The 24,626-nt window shown below is 34.4% G+C and carries 17 protein-coding genes; 7 read left to right on the top strand and 10 right to left on the bottom strand.

Translation table 11 applies throughout. The features are described from left to right. Positions 1-53 precede the first annotated feature (53 nt). A complete protein-coding gene (locus GJJ64_RS09835) occupies positions 54-2,897 on the bottom strand; it encodes a M16 family metallopeptidase (RefSeq protein WP_154287620.1) in 2,844 nt (947 codons plus the stop codon). A gap of 314 nt (positions 2,898-3,211) precedes the next feature. On the opposite strand from GJJ64_RS09835, the gene GJJ64_RS09830 reads away from it, so the two are divergent. Further along, on the top strand, positions 3,212-5,686 hold the full coding sequence (locus tag GJJ64_RS09830) for a TonB-dependent receptor (protein ID WP_317162921.1): 2,475 nt from the start codon (positions 3,212-3,214) through the stop codon (positions 5,684-5,686). Between the two features lie 157 nt (positions 5,687-5,843). On the opposite strand, the gene ffh is transcribed toward GJJ64_RS09830, so the two are convergent. The 7 genes from ffh to ruvX form a co-directional block, all read right to left on the bottom strand. Continuing rightward, positions 5,844-7,190 carry a signal recognition particle protein gene (gene ffh / locus GJJ64_RS09825; protein ID WP_154287619.1) on the bottom strand — a complete coding sequence of 449 codons (1,347 nt, stop codon included), beginning with the start codon at positions 7,188-7,190 and terminating at the stop codon, positions 5,844-5,846. 427 nt (positions 7,191-7,617) lie between these two features. After that, positions 7,618-8,622, bottom strand: coding sequence for a DUF3078 domain-containing protein (locus tag GJJ64_RS09820; RefSeq protein WP_154287618.1), 1,005 nt, complete (start codon positions 8,620-8,622; stop codon positions 7,618-7,620). Positions 8,623-8,683: 61 nt separating this feature from the next. Then, positions 8,684-9,010 (bottom strand): hypothetical protein, encoded by a 327-nt coding sequence (locus tag GJJ64_RS09815; protein ID WP_154287617.1) that lies wholly within the window; start codon positions 9,008-9,010, stop codon positions 8,684-8,686. Between the two features lie 3 nt (positions 9,011-9,013). Then, the gene (locus GJJ64_RS09810) at positions 9,014-9,772 is read right to left on the bottom strand and encodes a hypothetical protein (RefSeq protein ID WP_154287616.1); all 759 of its coding nucleotides are present in this window, start codon (positions 9,770-9,772) and stop codon (positions 9,014-9,016) included. 6 nt (positions 9,773-9,778) lie between these two features. Beyond that, entirely contained in the window at positions 9,779-10,621 is an 843-nt protein-coding gene (locus GJJ64_RS09805) for a glucosaminidase domain-containing protein (protein WP_154287615.1), read from the bottom strand. 3 nt (positions 10,622-10,624) lie between these two features. Beyond that, positions 10,625-11,260: an O-methyltransferase gene (locus GJJ64_RS09800; RefSeq protein ID WP_154287614.1), complete on the bottom strand. Its 636-nt coding sequence runs from the start codon at positions 11,258-11,260 to the stop codon at positions 10,625-10,627. Positions 11,261-11,317: 57 nt separating this feature from the next. Continuing rightward, complete coding sequence (ruvX, locus tag GJJ64_RS09795) at positions 11,318-11,737, bottom strand: Holliday junction resolvase RuvX (protein WP_154287613.1); 420 nt, start codon at positions 11,735-11,737, stop codon at positions 11,318-11,320. Positions 11,738-11,954: 217 nt separating this feature from the next. Here ruvX and GJJ64_RS09790 point away from each other — a divergent pair, with 217 nt between their 5' ends. From GJJ64_RS09790 to GJJ64_RS09775, 4 genes are read left to right on the top strand one after another with little or no spacing between them, the layout of a single operon-like run. Beyond that, complete coding sequence (locus tag GJJ64_RS09790) at positions 11,955-13,100, top strand: DNA polymerase III subunit (protein ID WP_154287612.1); 1,146 nt, start codon at positions 11,955-11,957, stop codon at positions 13,098-13,100. 3 nt (positions 13,101-13,103) lie between these two features. Next, positions 13,104-14,477 (top strand): PSP1 domain-containing protein, encoded by a 1,374-nt coding sequence (locus GJJ64_RS09785; protein WP_154287611.1) that lies wholly within the window; start codon positions 13,104-13,106, stop codon positions 14,475-14,477. Further along, positions 14,474-14,941, top strand: a complete 468-nt coding sequence (locus tag GJJ64_RS09780) for a gliding motility lipoprotein GldH (protein ID WP_154287610.1) — start codon at positions 14,474-14,476, stop codon at positions 14,939-14,941. The genes GJJ64_RS09785 and GJJ64_RS09780 overlap by 4 nt, the downstream gene beginning before the upstream one ends. Positions 14,942-14,951: 10 nt before the next feature. Next, on the top strand, positions 14,952-15,740 hold the full coding sequence (locus GJJ64_RS09775; protein WP_154287609.1) for a DUF4350 domain-containing protein: 789 nt from the start codon (positions 14,952-14,954) through the stop codon (positions 15,738-15,740). 187 nt (positions 15,741-15,927) lie between these two features. Here the strand turns inward: GJJ64_RS09775 and GJJ64_RS09770 are convergent, their stop codons facing one another. Together GJJ64_RS09770 and GJJ64_RS09765 are read right to left on the bottom strand one after the other, a co-directional pair. Next, the gene (locus GJJ64_RS09770) at positions 15,928-16,116 is read right to left on the bottom strand and encodes a hypothetical protein (RefSeq protein ID WP_154287608.1); all 189 of its coding nucleotides are present in this window, start codon (positions 16,114-16,116) and stop codon (positions 15,928-15,930) included. A 75-nt stretch (positions 16,117-16,191) separates the two neighbouring features. Continuing rightward, entirely contained in the window at positions 16,192-19,086 is a 2,895-nt protein-coding gene (locus tag GJJ64_RS09765; protein ID WP_154287607.1) for a DEAD/DEAH box helicase, read from the bottom strand. Positions 19,087-19,266: 180 nt separating this feature from the next. On the opposite strand from GJJ64_RS09765, the gene GJJ64_RS09760 reads away from it, so the two are divergent. Next, complete coding sequence (locus GJJ64_RS09760) at positions 19,267-23,397, top strand: PKD domain-containing protein (RefSeq protein ID WP_154287606.1); 4,131 nt, start codon at positions 19,267-19,269, stop codon at positions 23,395-23,397. Then, a complete protein-coding gene (locus GJJ64_RS09755; RefSeq protein ID WP_317162920.1) occupies positions 23,397-24,425 on the top strand; it encodes a PorP/SprF family type IX secretion system membrane protein in 1,029 nt (342 codons plus the stop codon). The genes GJJ64_RS09760 and GJJ64_RS09755 overlap by 1 nt, the downstream gene beginning before the upstream one ends. Positions 24,426-24,626: the final 201 nt, after the last annotated feature.

The raw sequence follows: 24,626 nt of genomic DNA, 5'->3' as shown, positions 1-24,626 counted from the left end.
TTCATAAAAAAGGGGAGCAATTTTTAAAATTGCTCCCCTTTTTTGTGCTACTATTATTTCTTTTCAGGAAGTAAAATCATCCTAACAAAATTACTTTGGTTAAAGTACTTAGCTGCACTAGCTTTAGTACTGTTTATGGTTACTTGTTTTAAGGTATCTAAATAGGTAAGAACCTTTTTAGGATCTTCTCCACTAGCATAAGTGTTTTGTAAGTATCCCAACCAAAAACCATTATCTCTTAACTGAATTTCTAGTTGTCTTCTTTCTTCGGCATTAAACTTCTGGATATCTTCTGCCGTAGCACCGTTTTGTTTTAGTTTATTAACCTCATCAATAGCTGCAGCAATAAGCTTATCAACATTAGCGGTAGCACAACTAAAGTTAATACTGATAGTGTATTTTTCTTTAGGCTCATCGTTATAGCTGATACCAACTCTTGGGCTATAAACCCCACTTTCTTTTTCTCTTAAGCGCTCGGTAATTTTAATATCTAAAATAGCTTTTAACGCATCTAATTGAAGATTTTCTTCATCAGAATAATTATAATTTCCGTGATAAATTAAAGCTACTGTGGCTTTATCTTCTAAACCTTTGTAAACTTTTTTAGTGATATCGCCTTTAAGGGGCTCTAAACCTAAATCTTTAAAGTTCTCTTTGTTATTGCTAGCTGGTAAACTTCCTAAGTATTGTGCAAGTAAAGGTTTAATTTCATCAACCTTGAAATTTCCCACGAAAGTAAAAGTAAAGTCGCCAGCATTTGCAAAGCGCTCTTTATAGAAGTTTAAAGCTTTATCAGCAGTAATTTGGTCTAACTCGTTAATTTTAATAGACTGTGCCCTTTTTTTGTAAGAGTTCATCACGGCAGTTAAAGTATCTTGATAAACCGCAGTAGGTTGCGATTCGCGGTTTGCTAAAACCGCTTTCATTTCTTCTAATTGCGTTTTTAAAACTTTTTCGTCTTTTCTTGGGGCTGTAAAATATAAATGAGTTAGCTGTAAAGCTGTTTCAAGATCTTTTGGTGATGATGAACCGCTTAAACCTTCTCTGTAATTGCTAATAGATGGAGTAACGCCAACTACTTTTCCGGTTAATAATTTACCTAGTTGGCTCTCATCAAACTCGGCAATACCAGAAGCATTTACCAATTGGTCTGCCATTTCTGCCGAGCGGAAAATATCATCGCTAGCTAAAGAAGTACCGCCTTTACTGGTTGCAGCAAAAATGATTTGGTCATTTTTGAAATCTGTAGGTTTTAAAATTACTTTAACCCCGTTAGATAAAGTTAACTCAGTAACATTAAGTTCGGCTATTTTTTTCTCCGATGTAATAGTGCCAGCTGTAGGTTTTTTAGCCATTAATGGTTTGTTAACCACTTGGTCTACATAAGGCTGTACATCCGCTCCAGCGGTTTTAATCCAATTAATATATTCTGTTTCAGATGGTAGATTGGCTTTTTCTTTTTCAGGAGCTTGTAAAATAGCTATTAAATTTTCTTCGGTAAAGAAAGTAGCAGCCAGTTTATTTACATCCGCTAAGGTAATTTTATCTAAATTTTTCTTATAGAAATTATAAGTATAATCTACAGATGGAATGGCTTGTCCTTTTAAAAAGTTTTGTACGTAAAGCTGTACAAAATTTGTCGACTTAGTTTTGTCTTTCTCTTTAAATTGTTTCTCTACGCCAGTCATGATGTTGGTTTTTACCCTGTCTAATTCTGTTTGGGTGAAACCAAATTTTTTCATTCTAACGTTTTCTGCAACCACAGCTTGTACAGCAGCTTTTAAACCCGCGGCATCTTTAGAAACGGCTACTGTGTTAAAAGCATCTAAGTTTACTAAACCACCTTGAAAAGCACTATAATTACTTTGTGCAAAGATGAAAGGCGCATTTCCTTTTTGAACAATTTCTGTTAATCGATTTCCAAGCATGCTGTTAATCATGCTGGTTTTTATTTTAGTGATGAGCTCATTTTCAGTTCTTTCTACCACTTCAGGGTGTTTTACCGTAATAGCAGCTACATTGTAAGGAAACTCAGGATCGGTAATAATTTTCACTAAAGGTTCTTTATTTCCAGGGATGGTAAATTCTTCTCTTTTTCTTTCTTTTTCAGGATTTTTTAAATCAGAGAAGTTTTCGATGATGAGTTTTTCAACTTCGGCTACATCAAAATCTCCAACAGCAATAATTGCTTGTAAGTTAGGGCGATACCAGTCTTTATAGAAAGACTTGATGGTTTCGTACTTGAAAGATTGTAGCACATCAACTTTACCAATAGGTAAGCGCTCTGCATATTTAGAGTTTGCCAATAACACAGGTAGCAATTGCTTGCTCATTCTTTCCTGAGCATTTTTACCACGCTGGCGGTCTTCCTCAATAATAACACCACGTTCTTGGTCTATCTCTTTATCCTCGAAAGTAACATATCCGGCCCAGTTAGCTAAAATATCAAAGCCTTTTTTAAATACCTCGGTACTATCAGTAGGAAGTGGTAATTGATAAACGGTTTGGTTAAAACCGGTGTAGGCATTTAAATCGGCACCAAACCTAACGCCAGCTTTCTGTAAATAACTTATTAAATCGTTTTTAGGGAAATCTCTAGTACCGTTAAAGGCCATATGCTCTGTAAAATGGGCTAAGCCTAGTTGGTCATCATTTTCTAATATAGAACCAACTTTGTTTACCAAATAAAGCTCGGCCCTATTTTTAGGCTCCACATTTTTACGGATATAATAGGTTAAACCGTTGGGTAATTTTTTAATAATGACATTACTGTCTACAGGAATTGTAGCAGCTGCGGTAGCTTTATCCTGCTTGTTGTTGTCTTCTGCTACTTTTGGGCTACAAGCATAAACTGCCATCCCTAAAGTTAGCGCAATAGCGTAGTGGTTAATTTTCATATTTGTTAGTGTTGTTCTAAAGCTTTTGATTGCTAAATATAGGTTTTGTTACGCATAAATTTTAAAACTTTTGCTGCTGGTAAATAAGATGTATATTTGCGCCATCATTAGGGGTGCCTTGTATTGCTAAAATGATAAGCATGCACAAATACAGGCTGAGATTAAACCCATTAGAAAGATAAAAAGGTAAAACCTCTCGTCTTTCTAAACACCTGATCCGGGTAATGCCGGCGTAGGGAATAGGTAAAAGCAAATATATTTTGTAGAGTAGTGTAGCCCCTAGCTGCTTTTGTTTAATTTTTAAATAGATAACATTGAAAAAATTTACATTAACAGTTCTTATGGCAATTGCTGCTCCATTGTGGGTAGCTGCCCAAAATGCTATTTTAAAAGGTAAAATAACCGATGCCGCAACTAAGGAAGCCATGGCAGGTGCAACCGTTACTTTGTTAGATTATAATCTACAAACCCAAACCGATGCAAATGGAAGTTTCAGCTTCAATAAACTAAGAAACGGAAATTACCAAGTTCAGATTACTTTTTTAGGTTTCAAACCCTTAGTAAAAAACATTAGCATACAAGGAGAAACACAAATAGATTTAGCTTTAGAGAAAGCCTTGTTTTTAGCTGATGAAGTTATTGTAAGTGCTACCAGAGCATCGGCAAACTCGGCAACTACCTATAAAAACTTAAGCAAAGCTGATATTGAAAAGAATAATTTAGGACAAGATTTACCTTTCCTACTTAACCAAACGCCATCTGTTGTGGTAACATCAGATGCAGGTGCTGGTATTGGTTATACCGGTATACGTATTCGTGGTTCTGATGCCACACGTATTAACGTAACAATCAACGGTATTCCTTATAATGATACCGAGAGCCAAGGTACTTTCTGGGTAAACTTACCAGATTTTGCTTCATCAATAGATAATATCCAAATACAACGAGGTGTTGGAACTTCTACTAACGGAGCCGGAGCTTTTGGCGCCAGCTTAAACATCCAAACCTCAACCCGTAACGATTCTGCTTTTGCCGAGGTTAATAATTCTATTGGTTCTTTTGGTACCATTAAAAACACAGTAAAAGTGGGCACAGGTCTTATTAATGGCAAGTTTAGTATTGATGGGAGATTATCCAGAATTAAATCTGATGGTTTTATTGATAGAGGATTTTCTGATTTAAAATCTTTCTACGTTTCTGGGGCTTATTATGGTAAATCAAGTATTTTAAGAGCCAATGTATTTTCTGGCGCCGAGCAAACTTATCAATCTTGGTACGGCGTACCAGAAGCTAAATTGAGAGGAAGCCAAGCCGATTTATTAACGCATTATTTTAACAATCTTGGTTCTGTATATTTTACACAGCAAGATTCTTTAAATCTATTCAATTCAAATCCACGAAAGTATAATAGCTATTTGTATGATAATCAGACTGATAATTATCAGCAAGATCATTATCAATTGCTATATGCAAAAGAAATAAATAGCCAGTTATCTTTTAATGGAGCTTTACATTATACCCGTGGAAGAGGTTATTATGAAGAGTTTAAACATCAAGAAGATTTTGAAGATTATGGCTTTGCACCCTTTGTTATTGGTGCAGAAACTATTGATAAAACAGATTTAATAAGACGTCGTTGGTTAGATAATGATTTTTACGGACTTACTTATTCTTTAAATTATAAGCCAAGCAAAGCCTTAGATTTTACTTTAGGCGGTGCATATAATGAATACAAAGGAGCACACTTTGGTGAAGTTATTTGGGCCAGATTTGCTCAGCTAGATAATAACAAACAACGTTATTATGATAACGATGCTACAAAAACAGACTTCAACGTTTTTGGTAAAGCAACTTATAGCCTGAATAATTTTAGTATTTATACCGATTTACAATACAGAAGAGTAGATTACTCTTTCTTAGGTTTTAATAATGCAGGCGATAATGTACAGCAAAGGGATATCCTGAACTTTTTCAACCCTAAATTTGGCTTAACCTATCAAATAGATAAAATAAGTAATGTTTACGCATCTTTTGCTAGGGCTAATAAAGAGCCTAATAGAGATGATTATACAGAATCTTCACCTGGTAGTAGGCCATTAGCAGAAAGATTAGACAATATTGAAATTGGCTATCGTTACCTAAGAAAAAATGTAACAGCAGGTTTTAACCTTTACGGGATGTTTTATAAAGACCAATTGATTTTAACTGGCGAGGTTAATGATGTTGGTGCTTATGTAAGAGATAATGTGGATAGAAGCTACCGTATAGGTGTCGAGTTTGATGCTAAATGGCAAATATCTAACCAGTTAAGTTGGGCAACCACAGCCACTTTAAGCCAAAATAGAATTAAAAGGTTTAGCGAGTTTTTTGATATCTACGATGTAAATTTTGATTATTTAGGACAAAGGGAAAACCAATATAACAATACAGATATAGCCTTCTCGCCTTCTTTTATTGCTTCTAATGAGTTTGCTTATAAGCCTATCAAAGCTTTAGAAATAGCTTTATTAACCAAATATGTAAGTGATCAATATTTAGATAATACCAGTAATAATGCTCGTAAATTAGATGCTTTTTTTGTTAACGATTTAAGATTGAGCCACAACCTTAATTTTAAAGGTGTTAAGAATGTAAACTTAAGTTTATTGGTAAATAATATCTTTAATGAGAAATACGAAAGTAATGGATATACTTTTGGATATATTTATGATAACAACTTAATCACAGAAAACTATTATTACCCACAAGCCGGAACTAATTTCTTGCTAAGCTTAAGCGCTAAGTTTTAATAGGATTTTTCTTTATCATAAAAAGGCTACTTCATGTTTTTGAGGTAGCCTTTTTTGTTTTCTTGTAGGCACATTCTCTTGTTGAAAAATATTAAACAAAAAAGAGAGACCATTTTAAAAAAAAAAGTCTCTCTTCATTTATAACATCAGCAGATACTTACCTACCCATACCACCAGGCATATTCTTCATCATTTTTTGCATTTTAGACATTGCTGATGGGTCAGAGAATTGTTTCATTACTTTACGCATATCCTCAAACTGCTTTATTAATTTGTTAACTTCTGTAATATCGTTACCAGAACCTTTAGCAATTCTTATTCTTCTGCTTTGGTTAATCGCATCTGGGTTTTCACGCTCATAAGGTGTCATAGAGGTAATGATAGATTCTATCCCTTTAAAGGCATTATCATCTATATCAACATTCTTCATCATTTTGCCAACACCAGGTATCATACCCATCAAATCTTTAATGTTACCCATTTTTTTGATTTGCTGTATTTGACCTAAGAAATCATTAAAATCAAATTTATTTTTTCTGATTTTCTTTTGTAGCGCTGCCGCTTCTTTCTCATCAAACTGTTGTTGTGCTCTTTCAACTAAAGATACCACATCGCCCATTCCTAAGATACGAGACGCCATCCTATCCGGATAGAATACATCTAATGCATCCATTTTCTCGCCTGTACCTACAAATTTTATAGGTTTATTTACTACAGATTTAATAGAAAGGGCTGCTCCACCACGTGTATCACCATCCAATTTGGTTAATACAACTCCGGTAAAATCTAGACGATCATTAAAGGCTTTGGCAGTATTTACAGCATCTTGCCCGGTCATGGCATCAACTACAAAAAGTATTTCTTGTGGGTTAGTTGCTTTTTTTACTTCAGCAATTTCATCCATCAAAGCATCGTCTAAAGTTAAACGACCGGCAGTATCTATGATGATAACATTATTGCCGTTTTTCTTACCATGTGCGATACCTTCTAAAGCAATAGCAACTGGGTCTTTAGATTCACGATTGGTATAAACCTCGGCATTTACTTGCCCTGCTAAAACCTCTAATTGATCTATAGCGGCTGGTCTGTAAACATCACCGGCAACCAATAAGGGCTTTTTATTTTTTTGTGTTTTAAGAAAATTTGCAAGCTTACCAGTAAAAGTAGTTTTACCAGCACCGTTTAATCCGGCAATTAAAATAATGGTTGGGTTTGCTTTTAAATCAAGCTCTGTTACCTGACCACCCATAAGGTTAGTCAGTTCATCATTCATGATTTTGGTTAGTAACTGGCCTGGTGAAATAGCCGTTAAAACGTTTTGCCCTAAAGCTTTTTGTTTAACCTCATCTGTAAATGATTTTGCAGTTTTATAGTTAACATCGGCATCTAAAAGAGCTTTTCTTATCTCTTTCATGGTTTCTGCCACGTTAATTTCGGTAATGCTTCCTTGTCCTTTTAAGACTTTAAAAGCGCCTTCAAGCTTCTCCTGTAGATTGTCAAACATTTGCTAACCTTTTTAATTTTTTGGATTACAAAGTTATCATTTTGAGGATAAAAAGCACTTTCATTTTATATCTTTTATAAGCTTTTAAGCTATAAATTTATTTTTAAGATTTACTGTAACAAAGTAGACTTTAGTTTCGTCTTACAATTAGTAAAATAAACCGTTTGGTAAATCGTTATGACAATATTAAACTTTAATATAAATAAATGTTAAAGTTTGTTAAAAAGATTGTAAAGAAGTTTTTACAAATGGCATTTTTTAGTACTTTTACGCTAAATTAAACAAGTTAAAAAGGATATTTTAAATATCTCAAAAATATAAACCTGTTCATCGGGTTAAAAGGTCTTTATTTCGTTCCTGCAATTTAGAAATAAAGTTAGTTAGTTAGTGTTATGCAGAATTAATGCCCCGGAACGTGGGGCATTTTTTATGGGGTAAATTTATATACTAAACCTAGTGCTAAAGACTGGCTAGATTGTATCTGACCACTAAAATCATCATCATATAAAGCTGTACCAGCAATGGTAACATTAACCAAACGATTAACTTTTGCTGTTAAAGTTATATCTAGCCTTTGGTCTATATTGTTTATTTGTTCATAATTAGCAAATAATAAATACCGCGATTTTAAATTGATATTGGTTGCTATATCTTTATCAAAATTTACAACGGCTTGGAAAGCCAGCTCATTTCTAAAGTTTTTACCAACAGGCACACCAAAATTCTTAGGATTGTTCTTATACAGCGTGGTGTCTAACATGAAAGTTTGACGGGCTGTACCTGTACCTAAACGTAAGCTAAAAAATTTCTCAGGTTTATACTCAAAACCAAAAGACTCGGTTAAATAACCTGGCGACATAAATCTGGAGATTGGACGTCTGGTTTCTTCCCCTGTTGCCTTATCTTTAGAATAAGTATATCCTAAATCAAATTGAGACTCAAAACTTATAGAACCAAAGAAGTTCCAGTTTTCTGATAATCTAAATGCGGCTTTATTATCCCAAAAAATACGATCATTGGTTTTGCGTTCCATTTGGTCTTTATTCTTAAGCTTGCCATATTGTAAAATAACTTCAGAAATGAAACTCCTTCCATCTTTATTATATTCTGCTTTATAGTTTAATAAAGAGCTTAAAGAAATAGAATTAACTCCACCACTACTCCAATTATCACTAAACGCCGCTTGGTTTAAATTAAGACCAAATGAACCTGTAGTTTTCCAGTAGTTAACCTTTCTGTTTACCAGATAAAAAGGCAAATCCTGTTTTTTGATGTAAAAAAAAGGTAATCTGCTGGTTAATATGTTTTTTTTAGGATAGATAGGAGATATTTTGATGGTATCGGTTTCAAAATCAAGCAGTTGTGCATTGGTTGTGAGACTTAATGAAATAATAGCTAGTAAGGTAACAATACCAGTTTTGATAAACTTCATACCACAAAGAACGTAATTTTGATACTTATATTAAGTAATTAAGCATTTTTTTGATGGAAACCTAGTCTTGCAGATTTAAAAAAGCTAGGAATTTTCGCTGTTTGAGATAACTTAAATCCTTATCGTACTTATAAGCTTCTCGCTCAAAAATAATTTGTAGATAAGCTTTTTGATGTTCTTTGTAATACAATAAATTTATAAAGTAGTTGATGATATAACAGATGTAAAAAGGTAAAATAAGCAGTTCAATTTGTTGTTTAAAATGGATTAACTCATGATTGATAAACCGTTGGTTATTTAAATTATGCTTTTCTTTAACCAAAATGAAAGGATATAAAGCCATGCCGTTTACATGGAGCCAAGGGCAATATATGGTTTTATACCACATTGTTTACTCTAGTTTAATGGGTTGTAAATGCGATAAATCTTCTTGATAAGGATATCTTTTAAAACGGATATAAGCAATTTTGATGTATGAAATCAAATCATACTCTGATGCGCCTAAAACAAAAAAGTATGAAGGTCTATAATTAAGCATGAAAATCTCTAGTTTTCCACCTCTTAAGCCTGTTGTTTTCGTAACTAGAGCTTTAGTAAAGCGTTCATCAATAAAATTATTGATATAATCGCGTTCCATAATTTCTTGTAATCTTCTAGCATTTTTGCCTTCTCTGGATAAAGCACTCCATAAAGCATCAATACTTAAACCTGCACCACCTTGGTTGCCTATTGTTAAAATATCTCTATTATTTCCTAACCTATTTAAGCTGCTAAACTGTTTTCGTAATTCTTCAAAGCGTTTTTTTGCACTTAAAACCGAGTCTTGTACTAAAACCTCTGCTAAAGGAATGGCTAATCTTTTAAGATTAAAAATAAGCGTTGGCCGCGATGGATTGAATATTAAAGTGTCTGGTTTATAGCCAAATAAAGATGCTGTTATTTTATCGCCAGCTGATAAGCTGAGCTTAAACTCGCCTTTAGAATTATTAAATATAGATGCGCCAGTTGTTAAGTTGGTGATGCTAACTCTTGTTAATCTAAATTTAGTATCGCTATCAAATACAATACCTTCTGCTTCTACAGATTGTGCGAAAGAGGCTTTTACCCACAGCAACAAGCTAAAAATGAAGATAAAAGTTACGCTACGCATTTAATATTATTTCTTAATAATCAGGCTTTGGCCAATTTTAATATTATTATCACTTAAATTGTTAAGTAACATTAAATCATCAACCGTAAGGCCAAAACGTTTAGAAATATTGTATAGTGTATCTCCTGTTTGCACTACGTATTTATTGCCTTCTATTAAAACTGGGGCATTGGTGGTTTGTTCCTTACTGGCTTCTTTAGGGATATTTTTGTTAATATCTGCTAGTACACGGTCTTCTCTTTTAATTTTTTCGTATCTACCTTCTCGGCTATCATATTGGGTAAGGTTATAACGCTCTATTATACCAATTAAAAGTTGAGGATATTTTGGATTGGTAGCATAACCTGCTTGTTTTAAGCCATAAGCCCAGCCTTCGTAATCATTTTTATCTAACTCAAATAAAGGTGCATAACGCTTACGTTTTAAAAATTCAGAATGATCTTTAAAACTTTCTTCTGGGTTGTTGTAAACCCTAAAACAATCGTCTTTTTTATCGTCATCCTTATAATATCCTTTGCCTTTCCAATCGCTAGTACATTTTATACCGAAGTGGTTATTGGCGTATCGGGCTAAATCACTATTTCCGGTACCCGATTCTAGAATAGCTTGAGCTAAAGTAATACTAGCTGGTATGCCATACTTATTCATAGAGGTAATGGCAATGTTTTTAAACCTTTCTATATAAGTAGCCGCATTATAATTGGTGTAGTTACCCTGAGTTTTCTTATCAGCCGTTTTTTCTATTTGCTTATTTTGCTTATGGTAGCTTTGTGTTTTAGGAGAGCATGCCTGAAAAATGGTTATAAAACAAACAAATAGTAGAGCGTAGTAAAGGTTAAATCTTTTCATTTTTTATTTTTTTCTGATGATGAATAAGCCATCTCTAACAGGTAAAATAAGTTTCTCAACGCTTTTGTCTTTAGCTATTTCATCATTAAAATTAATAATATTGCTGGTATCTTTATCTTCTTTCTGTGCTAGTACTTTACCGCTCCATAGAACGTTATCAACAATAATTAACCCGCCAGGTTTCACCTGATTAAAAACAAGATTATAGTAATTAAGGTTGTTTTTCTTATCAGCATCTATAAATACAATATCAAAAGTTTCTTTAAGTGTAGGCACTATCTCCATAGCATTACCAATACGATAATCTATTTTATCCGCGTAAGCAGATTGTGCAAAATAACCTCTTACCCTATCCTCTAATTCTTCGTTAATATCTATAGTGATAATTTTACCACCTTCTGCCAAACCCTCAGCAAAGCATAACGTAGCATAGCCTGTAAAAGTGCCAATCTCTAATATATTTTTAGGGTTTACCAATTTTGTTAATAGGCTAATTACCCTACCTTGGTAGTGGCCAGATACCATCCTAGGCATTAAAACTTTAAGATGGGTTTCCCTATCAATATGTTTTAAGAGTTCGGGTTCTGGTTCGCAATACTGCTCTAGGTAAAGCTTCAAGGTTTCGTTAAGAAGTTCCATGGGGCTAATTTAAGCATTTATGATGGCTTCTATTCCTTCTTGATTTACACGGAATTATTAAAAAAGAGATTGCTGTTCCATATAAGACTGCAAAATAATGGTAGCAGAAATGGTATCAACCAAAGCTTTGTTATGTTTAGCTTTTTTACTCATACCACTTTGGGCAATTACAGCCGAAGCCATTTTAGAGGTAAAGCGCTCATCTACCATGACTACCTTAATATCAGGAAAATTCTTTTTCAAGAGGTTTACAAAAGCATTAACCAATGGTGCAGATTGCGATGCACTACCATCCATTTGTTTGGGTTGGCCAACAATAAAAGACTCTACCTGCTCGGTTTGTAAATAAGTTTTTAAAAAGCTGATGATATCTTTAGGATGTATGGTAGTTAAGCCATTAGCAATCATTTGCATGGGGTCTGTAACGGCTATTCCTAAACGTTTACTTCCATAATCAAAAGCCATTAATCTTGCCATTCCTAAAGTATTTGAGTATTTAGTATCAAGTATCAAGACTTCTTAGCACATTTCAAAATACTTTATCTTAAGTAATGATTTCGAAGGTTAGTTCTATTTTTAAATTGAGATCTTTAATACCTGATATTAGGGTCTTTCTACTCAGTACTTTATACTTTTTACCCTCTTCTTTAAACTTTATACTTTATACTTCTTACCAATTTCTTATTTTGCAGCAATGCAGTTTAAAGATATTGTAGGACAAGAAACAGTTAAGGCTCATCTGATTAAAACAGTTAAAGATGGCAGGATAAGTCATGCTCAATTATTTTTAGGCCCAGAAGGCTCTGGTAGTTTGGCTTTGGCAGTTGCTTATGCGCAATATATTTGTTGTGAGCAGCCTTCAGAAAACGATTCTTGTGGTGAATGTTCATCATGTAGAAAGTATCAGAAGCTGGTTCACCCAGATTTACATTTTTCTTATCCGTTTTTTGCAAAGCATAAAGAAGATACTGCCCTTACTTTTGTGGAAGAGTGGCGAGCTAGCTTTTTGCAAAACCCTTATTTGGGATTAGATGAATGGCGTAACCATTTAAGTGCAGATAATAAACAAGCCAATATTAATATTGCCGAGTGCCACAGCATCATCCAAAAGTTAAGTTTAAAGCCTTTTGAGGCCGAGTATAAGGTTTTAATTATGTGGCTGCCCGAGTATCTGGAGAAAGAAGGTAATGCTTTACTCAAGATTATTGAAGAGCCTGCACAAAAAACCTTGTTTTTGTTGGTAGCCCAAAATCAAGAGCAAATTTTAAATACCATTATATCAAGAACGCAAATTGTTAAGATACCAAAGCAAAGCAATACAGATGTTTGTAAATTTTTAGTAGAAAAGCATCAGTTAAGCGAGGAAAAAGCCATGCAGCTTGCTTACTTAAGCAATGGAAACTTGCAAGCAGCGTTAACCTTCATGACACATGAGGAGAATGATTATCATGATTTATTGAGCAATTGGTTAAGGGCTTGCTATGGTAACCAAGGTTTAAAATTGGTTGCTTTTGTTGATGATGATTTTTCTAAGATGGGCCGAGAGAATCAGAAGAATTTGCTGCGTTATGGCATTAATTTAATACGAGAATGCATGCTGTTTTTGGCAGAAACACCAGGTTTAATACATTTATCTGCAAAAGAATTAGAATTTATTAGTAATTTTTCAAAAATTTTAAACCTAGCAAAGGCAGAAGCCATTGCAAACGAGTTAGAAAAAGCTCATTATCATATAGAAAGAAATGCAAATCCGAAGATATTATTTTTAGATGTATCTTTGAATTTAGTTAAAATTTTAAAGTTTAATACGCTCCCTACGGGGACTCAATATATATTATAAATTATGGGATGTGGAAGTTGCTCTTCAGGCGGAGGATGTACGCCTGCAGGCTGCAAAAGTAATGGCTCTTGTTTAACAGACGGGGGTTGCAGCAAATTAGATGTTTACGATTGGCTGGCCGACATGGACATGCCATCTTCATATAAGCCTTTTAACTACGTAGAAGTAAGATTTAAAGGTTCTAGAAAGGATTTTTATCGTAATGATGAAAATATTTATCTAGAAGCGGGTGAACTGGTAGCGGTAGAAACTAGCACCGGAGGCTATGATATTGGCCATGTTACTCTTACCGGAGAATTGGTAAGAATACAAATGAACCGAAAAAGGGTTACCGAAGAAAAAGCACCTTTAAAAATCTTAAGAAAAGCTACACCACAAGATGTAGATAAATGGAAAAGCGCAAAAGAGCGTGAGTATGAAACCATGCACAAAGCAAGAACTATTGCTTTAGAATTGGGCTTAGCCATGAAACTTTCTGATGTAGAATATCAAGGAGATAAATCTAAGGCTACTTTCTTTTACACTGCCGATGGCAGGGTAGATTTTAGAGAGCTGATTAAAAAGCTAGCAGAATCTTTTAGGGTAAGAATAGAAATGCGTCAAATTGGTATGCGCCAAGAAGCCAGCAGATTAGGCGGTATAGGCTCATGCGGAAGAGAACTATGCTGCTCTACCTGGTTAACAGATTTTAAAACTGTTTCTACAGCTGCAGCTCGTTATCAAAACTTATCTTTAAACACGTTAAAACTGGCGGGGCAGTGCGGCAAACTAAAATGTTGCCTTAACTACGAGCTAGATTCTTACATGGATGCTTTAAAGCATATCCCAGATAATGTAGAAAAATTACGTACAGAAAAAGGCGAAGCCCGTTTGCAAAAAACCGATATCTTTAAAAAACTGATGTGGTTTAGCTATTTTGGTGAAGATAATACTTGGATTCCTTTAGAGATTGATAGGGTTAAGGAAATTCAGGAAATGAATAAAAAAGGTTTAAAACCTGATGATTTAAAAGACCATGCAGCGGCTTTAGAAGAATTGGTTAAAACCGAAAAATCTTTTGATTATGAAAACGTTGTTGGGCAAGATAGCTTAACCAGGTTAGACGAAAAATCTAGAAATAGAAAGAAGAATAATCGTAACAAATCAAAAAACAGAAACCAAAATGGTGGTCCTGATAATAGAAATAATAATCAGCAAAATCCACAAGCTCAAGTAAAGCAAAACACACCAGCATCACCACAGCAAGCTAGGCCGCAGCAAGCACAGCCTAATAAGCCACAAGAGCCAGGAGCTGTTGGAGAAAATAGACCTAAAAAGAATAAGTTTAAAAAAAGGAGAAATCCTAATCAAGATAAAAAGCCAGACCAACAAGGATGAGAAATAGTTTAAAAGGCCTTATCATACTTTTAGCATTGTTTATGCAAGCTTGCACAGACAATGCTATTATTGATACTTTTGAAGCTACCAAAAACGGAAATTGGTCTTACGATAAACCTTTAAGAGCCCAAGTTGATATTCAGGATATTAATATGCCCTATCATATTTATATTAATTTTAGGCATACTGATGATTATAAATACACCAATGTATGGGTAAGGGTAAGTTTTACAGATCCGGACAATAAAAAAACCGTTCAAAGAGAAGAGTTTCAACTAGCTAAACCAGATGGCGAGTGGCTAGGTAAAGGCTCTGGTAATTTATATACTTATCAGCTTATTTTTAAAGAAAATTATCGTTTCCCTAAAAAGGGGAAATACAGTTTTGTTATAGAGCAAAACATGAGAGACAACCCGTTAAAAGCCGTTTCTGATATTGGCTTAAGAATAGAACCTGCACATTAAAAAATCCATCATGAATAAAATCATTTTAGCCTTTTCATTTGCTTTTTTAGCAATTACCGTTACAGCTCAAGATAAGAAAACCGTTACTTTAGATTATTTTTATAATAATGAATACCAAACTAAAGAGGGTAAAACCAATCGTTTTCATTATACCTGGGAAGATAAAGCAATGACAGGCTACTCTAAATGGGGAGAAATGTTTAAGCAACAAGGTGCTGTTCTTAAGAGTTTAACTGTTGCGCCAACTACAGCAAATTTAGCTGGTACTGATGTTTATATTATTACAGACCCTGACACTAAAAAGGAAACAGCAAAACCTAATTTTGTTGATAAAGATGCCGTAAAAACAATAAAAAAATGGGTTAAAGCTGGCGGTACTTTAGTTTTATTAGCTAATGATTCTATCAACTGCGAACTTCCACATTTTAATAAACTAGCCAATATCTTTGGTATCCATTTTAATGATAAGATAAGGAATGCTGTAGAAAAAGATTTATCTGTAGGCTTAATTGTGCCAGAAGATGGTAATGAAATTTTTAAAACAGCTAAGAATTTATTCCTTAAAGGGATATCAACCATCAGCGTAAGCAAAAACGCAAAAGCTTTAATTACAGATAAAGGCGATGTAATAATGGCAACTGCCAGATATGGAAAAGGTAAGGTATTTGCCGCCGGAGACCCTTGGATTTATAATGAATATATTGATAACGATATTCTAAACACTTATAAAGGAAATACCATCGTTTTTGAGAATAATAAAGCTGCACAAGAGTTAACAACTTGGTTGTTGTTAGACTAAAATTAGCCTATAAGGATTTTTAAAGAGGCAGTGTCAAATCAACACTTTGTTTCAGACTTAGCAGAGTCGAAACCGACTCTGCTAACATTTGTATTATTTACAAATATTTAAGAATCAAGCATTCACGCTCAAGCTTTCCGGCCTCTTGACCGGCCATGTCAAGTTACTTTTATTCAAAGTATTAGTTTTATGTTTTGGCCTTCATGAATGCTTTGCATGTTTCCGCAAAAAGTAACCAAAAACTCTCCGCTGCGCCGCTTGCTTCTAAAGGTTCTGCTAAGGCTAATTCTGTAGATGCCGCAACCGCCAAGGCGGAATTGAGCATAAACGGTTGTTTGTGCTTAGGCTCAACTATCGAATTACCTAAAAATGTCATATTAATACTTGCCTGTGACAGCTCGTTATTAGACCTTAATTTGACAAATATGACTTTAAAACAGCTGCTTTTTTATTATCCTACAATTTCTTTAATATCCTCTTCTGATAAAGATTTAATGAAGCTTTCTTCTGTAGTAATTAAAGATTGGGCTACAGTTAGTTTTCGGTTTTGTAAAGCCACAATTTTCTCTTCTACCGTATTTCTGGTAATAAATTTATAGATGAAAACATTCTTGGTTTGTCCAATACGGTGTGTACGGTCTATGGCTTGTTGCTCTACAGCGGGGTTCCACCAAGGGTCTAGGATAAAAACATAATCAGCCTCGGTTAAGTTTAAACCAACGCCACCAGCTTTTATAGAAATTAAGAATATTTGGATGTCTTGGTCTTGCTTAAATTCTTCTACCACTTTTCCGCGGTTTGCGGTAGAACCATCTAAATAAGAGTATTTCACCTTTTTATCATCAAAATATTGCTTATAAAGTTCTAGTTGTTTTACAAATTGCGAGAACACCAATACTTTATGGCCAGCTTCTACAACACTGTTTAATTTATGGATAACATCTTTAAACTTACTTGATTCTCCTTCGTAATCAGTATCTACCAAAGCCGGGTGATTAGCAATTTGCCTTAGTTTAGTAAGACCTTGTAAAATTTGAATAGGCGATTTAGAGAAAGTACCATCTTCTAAAGATTTCATCAGCTCGTTACGGTATTCTGATTTGGTTTTCTCATAAAAATCGGCCTGTTCCGCAGTCATTTCGCTATAAAACAAACTTTCTGTTTTTGGTGGGAGCTCTGTAGCTACTTGCTCTTTGGTACGGCGCATCACAAAAGGTTTTATCAAAACCTGAAGCTTTTGTGCCTTTTCCTCGTCTTTCTTTTTCTCTATAGGTTGCACAAACTCTTGCTGAAAAAACGTTTGCGAGCCCAGCAAACCTGGGTTTATGAAAGACATCTGCGTCCATAAATCGTTAACCGTATTTTCTACTGGTGTACCAGAAAGTATAAGTTTATATTTTGATTTAAGTTGCTTAACCGCTTTAAAAGATTTTGATGATGGGTTTTTGATGTTCTGGCTTTCATCTAAAATAATATAGTTGAAATACATCTCCTTAATCACATCAACATCTAGACGACTGATACCATAGGTGGTTATCACCAAATCGTACCGACTAAAAATACTGATGTCTTTGTCTCTGTTGGTGCCCGTATGCGTACAAATTTTAAGTTGCGGTGTAAAGCGTTTTGCTTCGTTAATCCAGTTATAAATTAAAGAAGTGGGCATAATTAATAAAGAAGTGGTATGTATGCCTAAAGCTTCTTGCTCTTCTTTAGCTTTTTGTAATAAAGCTAAAGTTTGTACAGTTTTACCCAAGCCCATATCATCTGCCAAGCAGCCACCAAAATTATATTTCTGTAAAAAATGAAACCAGTTATAGCCAGCTTTTTGGTAGGGTCTTAAAGTTCCTTTAAAATTTGTAGGCTCGGTAACTTCTTCAATAAACTCAAAATCTGCTAAGCGTTGCAGTTTTCTATCCATGGTAACGCTAGCCAAATCGCTATTAGCAAAATCATGAACCAAACCCACATGTAGTTTTTTAAGTCTTAAACTGTCTGTACCATCCGTAAAGGAAAGCAAATTTCCATATTGCGAAAACCATTTTTCTGGGATGATAGCAATCTCGCCATTAGGCAAAGTAAACTCTCTTTTTTTATTAAGGATATGATTTCTAAGCTGAATAAAAGGGATTTTATAAATACCAAATTGCACAATAGCGTTAATATCAAACCAATCATTCTTTTCCTGAATCTCTAAATCTATTTTACTATTACCAATCACATATTTCTTGGCGCTACTATCTTGCTCAAACTCAAAACCTTTGGCTATAAGGTCTTCGTGATGCTCGCTTATCCAATCAAAAACAGAAAAAGATAAATCGGTTTCATCATGCTGATGCGCTACTTGCAAATGCACAAAAAGGTTGCTATTGGTTTTAAGGCCTAAAGCTAAAAGCTCGTCTAACTTATTTTTCTCCCATGATAAAGAGCGTTTAATACGATGAAAGATATAATCATCATGAATTTTCTCCATCCTTACGGTTACTTGCCTATCGCTGCCGGCGGCAAAAACATAATCCGCATATTTAAAATAAAGTTGTATTTCTGATACGCCTTCTGGCACATAAACCACTTTAAGGATAGGCTTAGCATCGTATTTTTCTGTATTGATGGTAAAGCCTTCTGCATAAACATGGTATTTTTCTATCAGTGGGGCAACAAATTTTTCGAAATAAGTAGTTTCTGATGATTTTGGTATAGAGATATATCTTTTATTAAGAAAAGGCTGTAGTTTTTTTCCTTCCAAACCTTGGTCAAAATGATAAAGCATATTATCTAAAAGCAACAAAGCTGGCTGGTTAGTGATAACCTGTGCATCTTTAAACATAAAATCAATCCTTAAACCCTGATACTTGATGGTTGGGAAATAGCGGGTTTCAGTTTCGTTACGTCTAAAATGAAAAAGGATGGTTGCAGCTTCTTCTGCCAAATATAACTGCTTTTCAACAGGCCAACCTTCTTTACCCATCAGGTAAATTTCCTTATCTCGGATGAGTGCCAAAGCCTCAGTAAGTTTCTTTTCTATCTTTGGGCGTACGGTATCACTAAATTTATCATCCCAATTTTTGGTAAAAAACTCTAAAGGTCTAATGGTTTTTTTATAATATTTTTTAATGATGTTATTCTGCTCAATCTCTTCAAGTAGTTTAATCAGCTTTAAATCGGTTGCATCAATAATAGAAGAAAATTCTTTAGCTGTATTAGAAAAAATACGTTGGTAGGTAAGAGAAAAACCACCGTTTTGATTTAATTGCACTACATGAGGCTCTATTAAAAAACCTAAAAAATCATGTTTGGCTAATGAATAAACCAATTTACAGGGTTTATCGCTTTCTACTCTTAACATCTTGGAATTCGGATAAAAATTTTAAGAAGGTAGCACAAGAAAAAATTCTAAATTATAAAGAGATTTTGGCATTAGGAAATAAATAATTTTTTATGCTAAATTGCTGTACTATTACAAAAAATAGCTTAAACCAAATCGCCAATTATAGAGTCTTAAAGACAAGGATTTTTATCCAAAAAGATGAATCATTTTAAACTGGTATTGTATTTATGCAGTGTGTTATGCTTTGCTGCCATAGGAAATGTTATGGCTCAAGGTTCATCTAATAAAGGGACAGATTTTTGGGTAGCTTATGCAGGGCATGTTGATGGCTTAAATTCTAGGCTTACACTTTTTATTACTTCGCAAACCAATGCAGTAGTAAATATTAATGCAGGTGGTATTAATTTACCTCCAGTAACAGTTTTGGCTAATCAAGCTGTTCCTGTGTATATCAACCCAAATACTTATACCAATACTTATATCAGTGGTTCTGATGTTATTTACCAAAACCGAGGGATACATGTAACTTCTGATGTTCCTATAGTTTTATATTCTCATATTTCTAGGAATGCTAGGTCTGCAGCAACACTAGTTTTACCCACCAAAGCTTTAGGGAATGAGTATGTAGCGATGGCTTATGAGCAAGTAGCCAGCAGTAGAACTGAGTTAAAAGTATCACAATTTACTTTAGTTGGTGTTGAAGATAGCACACAAATAGAAATTACACCTGTTGATACCATTCTTAACAACACTCGTCTTGGCAGAGCTCCATTTCAAATTAGGTTAGATAAAGGTGATGTTTATCAGTATCAATCAACAAAAGATGTAACAGGCGTAAGAATAAAAACCATTGGTAATTGTAAGCCTTTGGCAGTTTTTTCTGGAAGTACTAAAGCTGGTTTTTGTGCTACCTCATTAGGGGGGTCAGAGGATAATCTTTATCAACAGTTATTTCCTGTTACTGCATGGGGTAAAAATTATATAACTGCACCATTTTATAATGCCCAAAATGGTGTACAGGATATTATCAGGGTTTATGTGAATGAAGATAATACAGAAATCTCTGTTAATGGTTCTACAACGCAGGCAGGTAGCACTACTTTAAGTAATCCTTATGCTAAAGGCAGTATTATTACTTTTTATGGCAGTACACCATTTGTAATTAAAGGCACTAAACCTATTAGTGTGGCACAACTACAAGTTACGCAAGCTTGTAACCCCAATAATAGTGGTACCTTAAGATTTCCTGGAGATCCGGAAATGACGATTTTAAACCCTATAGAGCAAACGCTATCTGATGTTACCTTATACTCGGCAGTAAGTGTGCCAGTGGTTGCTCCCACAAACATTATAGCTCATTACCTGAATATTATTCTTAAAACTTCAGATATCCCAAGCTTAAGGGTAGATGGCGCTGTACCTGCAGGTAATTTTGTTACTATTGATAGTGAATATAGCTATATCACCATAAATGTAACCGCCTCTTCGGCAGTAAATCCTGCACACAGAATTGTTTGTAATGGTGGTTTTATAGCTATAGCCTATGGTTATGGAAGTACAGAGTCTTACGCTTATTTAGCCGGCTCTGATTTAAAGAATCTAAACGCTAATATTTCTTTTTTTCCTCCGGGAAGTACCAATTCAACATCCAATTTATGTATTGGAGAAGATTATCATGTTCAGTTAAAGTTGCCTTATCCAACCAACAGAATCATATGGGATTTAAAAAATGGTCAAAAAAGAGATACCATAAACCCAACTGCACCTTCCAAAACAGAGATAGTAAACGGGGTAACTAGTTATTTCTATGATTATCAAATAAACGCTAGTGAAATTAATACTAGTGGTATGTATAATTTAAAATCAATTGTATTAAACCCTGCGCCTGCTAGTTGTAGTGCAGAAGAAGAAATATTGACAGAGTTCGAAGTCTTTAATCCGCCAACGGCATCTTTTATTTACAATAATAAACTTTGTCCAGAATCTCCTATTGCTTTTACGCCAATAAGCGATGGTAAGGGGAATACTGTAAATAAATGGCTTTGGGATTTTGGTGATGGCAATATCTCTACTTTACAAAATCCAAATCATGCTTATACCACGCCTGGAGATAAAATTGTTTCTCTATCTGTGGCTACAGATAAGGGCTGTTGGTCTGCCATATTTAAAGATACCGTCCACATAAAAGCATTCCCCAACCCCGATTTTAATTTTTCTAGTAAAACATGTGTGAATAAAGAAATTCAGTTTTCTGATATTTCTACAGCAAATGCACAAAATATAACTTCCTGGTTATGGAATTTTGGTGATGGTAATACCTCTACTTTACAAAACCCTAAACATGTATTTACTACTGTTGGAGATTTTACAGTAACACTAACTGTTACTACAGACAATGCTTGTGTTAAAGCTATCAGTAAAGTTATTAAGGTGAGCCCTTTACCTGTTGTAGATTTTAGTACACCAGATTTTTGTTTAAGCGATGCCTTAGCGAAGTTTATCAATACAAGTACTATTGCTGATAATAGCAATATGTCTTACGCATGGGACTTTGGTGACCCTGCTTCTGGTTCTTTTAATACATCGGTACAAAAAGATGGAACGCATAGTTATAGTGCTCAAGGTGTTTACAGAGTAAAATTAACAGCTACTTCATTAGTTACAGGCTGTCAAACAGTTTTAGAAAAAGATTTTACTGTAAATGGTAGTACTCCTGTGCCCCGATTTAATGTTTTAAATGATGCAGCTTTATGTATTAACCAAACTGTTGTTTTTGAAGATTTAGCTGTGGTAGATTTTGGCGAAATCACAAAAATAGAATGGTATTGGGATTATGATCAAAATCCATCTTTAAAGTTTGTTGATGAAACACCTGCGTTAAGAAATGCTGCCGAGAAAAGAAAATATAGCTATACTTATCCTATATTTTATGCCCCTTTAACCAAACAAGTTAAAGTACGTATGGTGGTATATTCTGGTATCTCTTGCTCTGGTTATACAGATAAAATCATCACGCTTAAAGCGGTTCCTAGAGTAAATTTCATACTTCCGTCTACTTGCTTGCCTCAAGGTAAGGCTGCTTTTACCAATAATACCACCATAAACGGAGTGGATGACCCAGCTATAAGTTATATGTGGGATTTTGGCAATGGAAATACATCAACACAAAAAAATCCTATTCACCAATATTCAGCGGCAGGTAATTACAGAGTAATCTTAACTGCAACTTTTAATGGTTGTAGCAAATCAGACACTTTAAGCTTTAATGTTGTAGCCGCTATCCCCGATGTAAATTTTGAAGTCATCAACAGCAATAATTTGTGTAGTAACCAGCCTGTAGTATTTAAAAATTTATCTAGTGTTAGTTTTGGGAATATCACAAAAATAGAATGGTTTTTTAATGATTTTACAGAAGCTAATAATCCAAACTATTATCGAGTTGTAAGTGCGCCAGCCTTGGGGGCCGAGTATAGTTTTAGTTATCCGTTATTTCATAATCCGCTTACAAAAAATATAACTGTTAAGCTTAAGGCTTATTCTGGAACTTGTGTATCCGAGAAAATCATGAATATTACGCTTAAAGCGATTCCTCAAATTTCTTTTACACCTATTCCAGAAGTTTGTCAAGAACAAGCTGATTTTAGAATTACCCAAGCAAAAGAGAATAGTGGTTTTGCAGGTAGCGCAACTTTTACAGGAAGAGGCGTTAGTTCTAATGGGATGTTTTCGCCTTCATCGGCTGGTCCTGGCGAACATCAAATCACTTATACATTTACAGGAGCTAATGGTTGTGTAGAAGTTTTAAGTCAAAATATAAAAGTTAATCCAACGCCTATTATTAGTGCAGGTGAAAACCAAACTATTTTAATAGGAGGGAATACAGTTTTAAATGCTGTTGCTTCTGGAGAGGGTTTAACTTATAGCTGGTCTCCGGCTACAGGTCTTAGTAATCCCACCATATTAAATCCCGTAGCCAATCCTACAGATGATATTACTTATACTTTAACGGTTAAAAGTGCCGCAGGCTGTGTTGCCACAGATGATGTATTTGTTAAAGTTTTGCAAAAGCCAGAAATCCCAAATGTATTTACTCCTAACGGCGATGGTACAAACGATAGATGGGAGATTAAATACTTAGACAGTTACCCTTCTGTACAGGTAAATGTTTATAACAGATACGGAAAAGTTGTTTATCAGAGTAATAACTATAGTCAAGCTTGGGATGGTAGATTTAATGGGGAAGATTTACCAGTTGGCGCTTATTACTACATCATTACCATTGAAGAACGCAATTTAAAATATTCTGGTTCGGTTATGATTGTGAGGTAGTGCAGGTAAAAGGAAGAAGATATTGGATTTTTATTTTACTCATTGTTATCATGAGTAATGGATTTGTTTTTGCTCAACAAAAACCTCAGTATACGCAGTATATTCTTAATAATTATATCATTAACCCAGCAGTAACAGGTATAGAAAATTATGTTGATGTTAAGTTTGCCAACCGTAAACAATGGACAGGTTTACAAGACGCACCAGAAAGCAGCTATTTAAGTGTACATTTTCCTCTTGGTAAGAAAGATGAAAGGGTAACACCTACTTCTTTTGATATGACTGGCGAAAGTTTCTACGTTTACAGATACCAGTATGAATATATGGCATCGGCACCTCACCACGGTTTGGGCTTTGTAGCGGCTACAGATAAGGCAGGAGCTTTAAAACAGAGTAGTTTTAATATCAATTATGCTTATCATTTAGGTTTATCAGCGCATGCAAATTTAGCTGTTGGAATTAGCGCTGGGTTATCAAATCTTAATATGAATTTTGATAATTTAAAACCGGGTGAAACGGTAGACCAAGCCTTATCAAGCGGCCAAGTAAGCAGGCTTAAGCCTGATGTAAATATTGGTATTTGGCTATATGCGCCTACCTATTTTGCTGGAGCATCTATTCAGCAGGTTTTACCTCAAAACGTTGTTTTTAATGATAAAAATACTTACAAAGAGGCTACCACTGTACCCCACTATTTTGTAACCGCTGGTTATAAATTTTGGTTCGATGATAATTATACCGTAATACCTTCGGTGATGTTAAAATGGGTTACACCCCTAAAACCTACGCTTGATTATAATGTAAAATTCACTTTTAAGGATAAATTGTGGTTAGGTGGTAGTTATAGAAAAGACGATGCTTTTTCAGGTATGTTAGGCTTTAATATATCTTCTTTGATACACATCAGTTATGCTTATGATGTAACAACTTCTCCTTTAAATTCTGTCTCAAAAGGCACTCAAGAAATTATGATTGGCTTAACACTTAACAATAAATATAAAGTATTACAGCCTATCAGATTCTGGTAAAAACCTTAAATTCTCTCTTATTTTACGCAAACGTTTTTTGGATTTTTAGAGAAATAAAATTAACCGCTAAAGATTACGTATCATCTAATTGTTGTTAAATATCATTTTTAGCGATATAATTTTTCTTTTTTTTTAACAATAATTTTTTGTTTCCCTTCTTTAGGTTAGGAGTGTGTTTTGGTGACTATTGCTTAATAGTCA

The sequence above is a fragment of the Pedobacter puniceum genome, from assembly GCF_009674685.1.
In the GTDB taxonomy this organism is placed as follows: domain Bacteria; phylum Bacteroidota; class Bacteroidia; order Sphingobacteriales; family Sphingobacteriaceae; genus Pseudopedobacter; species Pseudopedobacter puniceum.
The sequence above is the reverse complement of the archived record's forward strand: the minus strand, read 5'-3'. Positions and strand labels throughout refer to the sequence as shown.

Bases quoted from the DNA above. Each gene is read 5' to 3' on its own strand.
- GJJ64_RS09835 (WP_154287620.1), bottom strand. From the start codon at position 2,897: ATGAAAATTAACCACTACGCTATTGCGCTAACTTTAGGGATGGCAGTT.
- ffh (WP_154287619.1), bottom strand. From the start codon at position 7,190: ATGTTTGACAATCTACAGGAGAAGCTTGAAGGCGCTTTTAAAGTCTTA.
- GJJ64_RS09820 (WP_154287618.1), bottom strand. From the start codon at position 8,622: ATGAAGTTTATCAAAACTGGTATTGTTACCTTACTAGCTATTATTTCA.
- GJJ64_RS09815 (WP_154287617.1), bottom strand. From the start codon at position 9,010: ATGTGGTATAAAACCATATATTGCCCTTGGCTCCATGTAAACGGCATG.
- GJJ64_RS09810 (WP_154287616.1), bottom strand. From the start codon at position 9,772: ATGCGTAGCGTAACTTTTATCTTCATTTTTAGCTTGTTGCTGTGGGTA.
- GJJ64_RS09805 (WP_154287615.1), bottom strand. From the start codon at position 10,621: ATGAAAAGATTTAACCTTTACTACGCTCTACTATTTGTTTGTTTTATA.
- GJJ64_RS09800 (WP_154287614.1), bottom strand. From the start codon at position 11,260: ATGGAACTTCTTAACGAAACCTTGAAGCTTTACCTAGAGCAGTATTGC.
- ruvX (WP_154287613.1), bottom strand. From the start codon at position 11,737: ATGGCAAGATTAATGGCTTTTGATTATGGAAGTAAACGTTTAGGAATA.
- GJJ64_RS09790 (WP_154287612.1), top strand. From the start codon at position 11,955: ATGCAGTTTAAAGATATTGTAGGACAAGAAACAGTTAAGGCTCATCTG.
- GJJ64_RS09785 (WP_154287611.1), top strand. From the start codon at position 13,104: ATGGGATGTGGAAGTTGCTCTTCAGGCGGAGGATGTACGCCTGCAGGC.
- GJJ64_RS09780 (WP_154287610.1), top strand. From the start codon at position 14,474: ATGAGAAATAGTTTAAAAGGCCTTATCATACTTTTAGCATTGTTTATG.
- GJJ64_RS09775 (WP_154287609.1), top strand. From the start codon at position 14,952: ATGAATAAAATCATTTTAGCCTTTTCATTTGCTTTTTTAGCAATTACC.
- GJJ64_RS09770 (WP_154287608.1), bottom strand. From the start codon at position 16,116: ATGACATTTTTAGGTAATTCGATAGTTGAGCCTAAGCACAAACAACCG.
- GJJ64_RS09765 (WP_154287607.1), bottom strand. From the start codon at position 19,086: ATGTTAAGAGTAGAAAGCGATAAACCCTGTAAATTGGTTTATTCATTA.
- GJJ64_RS09760 (WP_154287606.1), top strand. From the start codon at position 19,267: ATGAATCATTTTAAACTGGTATTGTATTTATGCAGTGTGTTATGCTTT.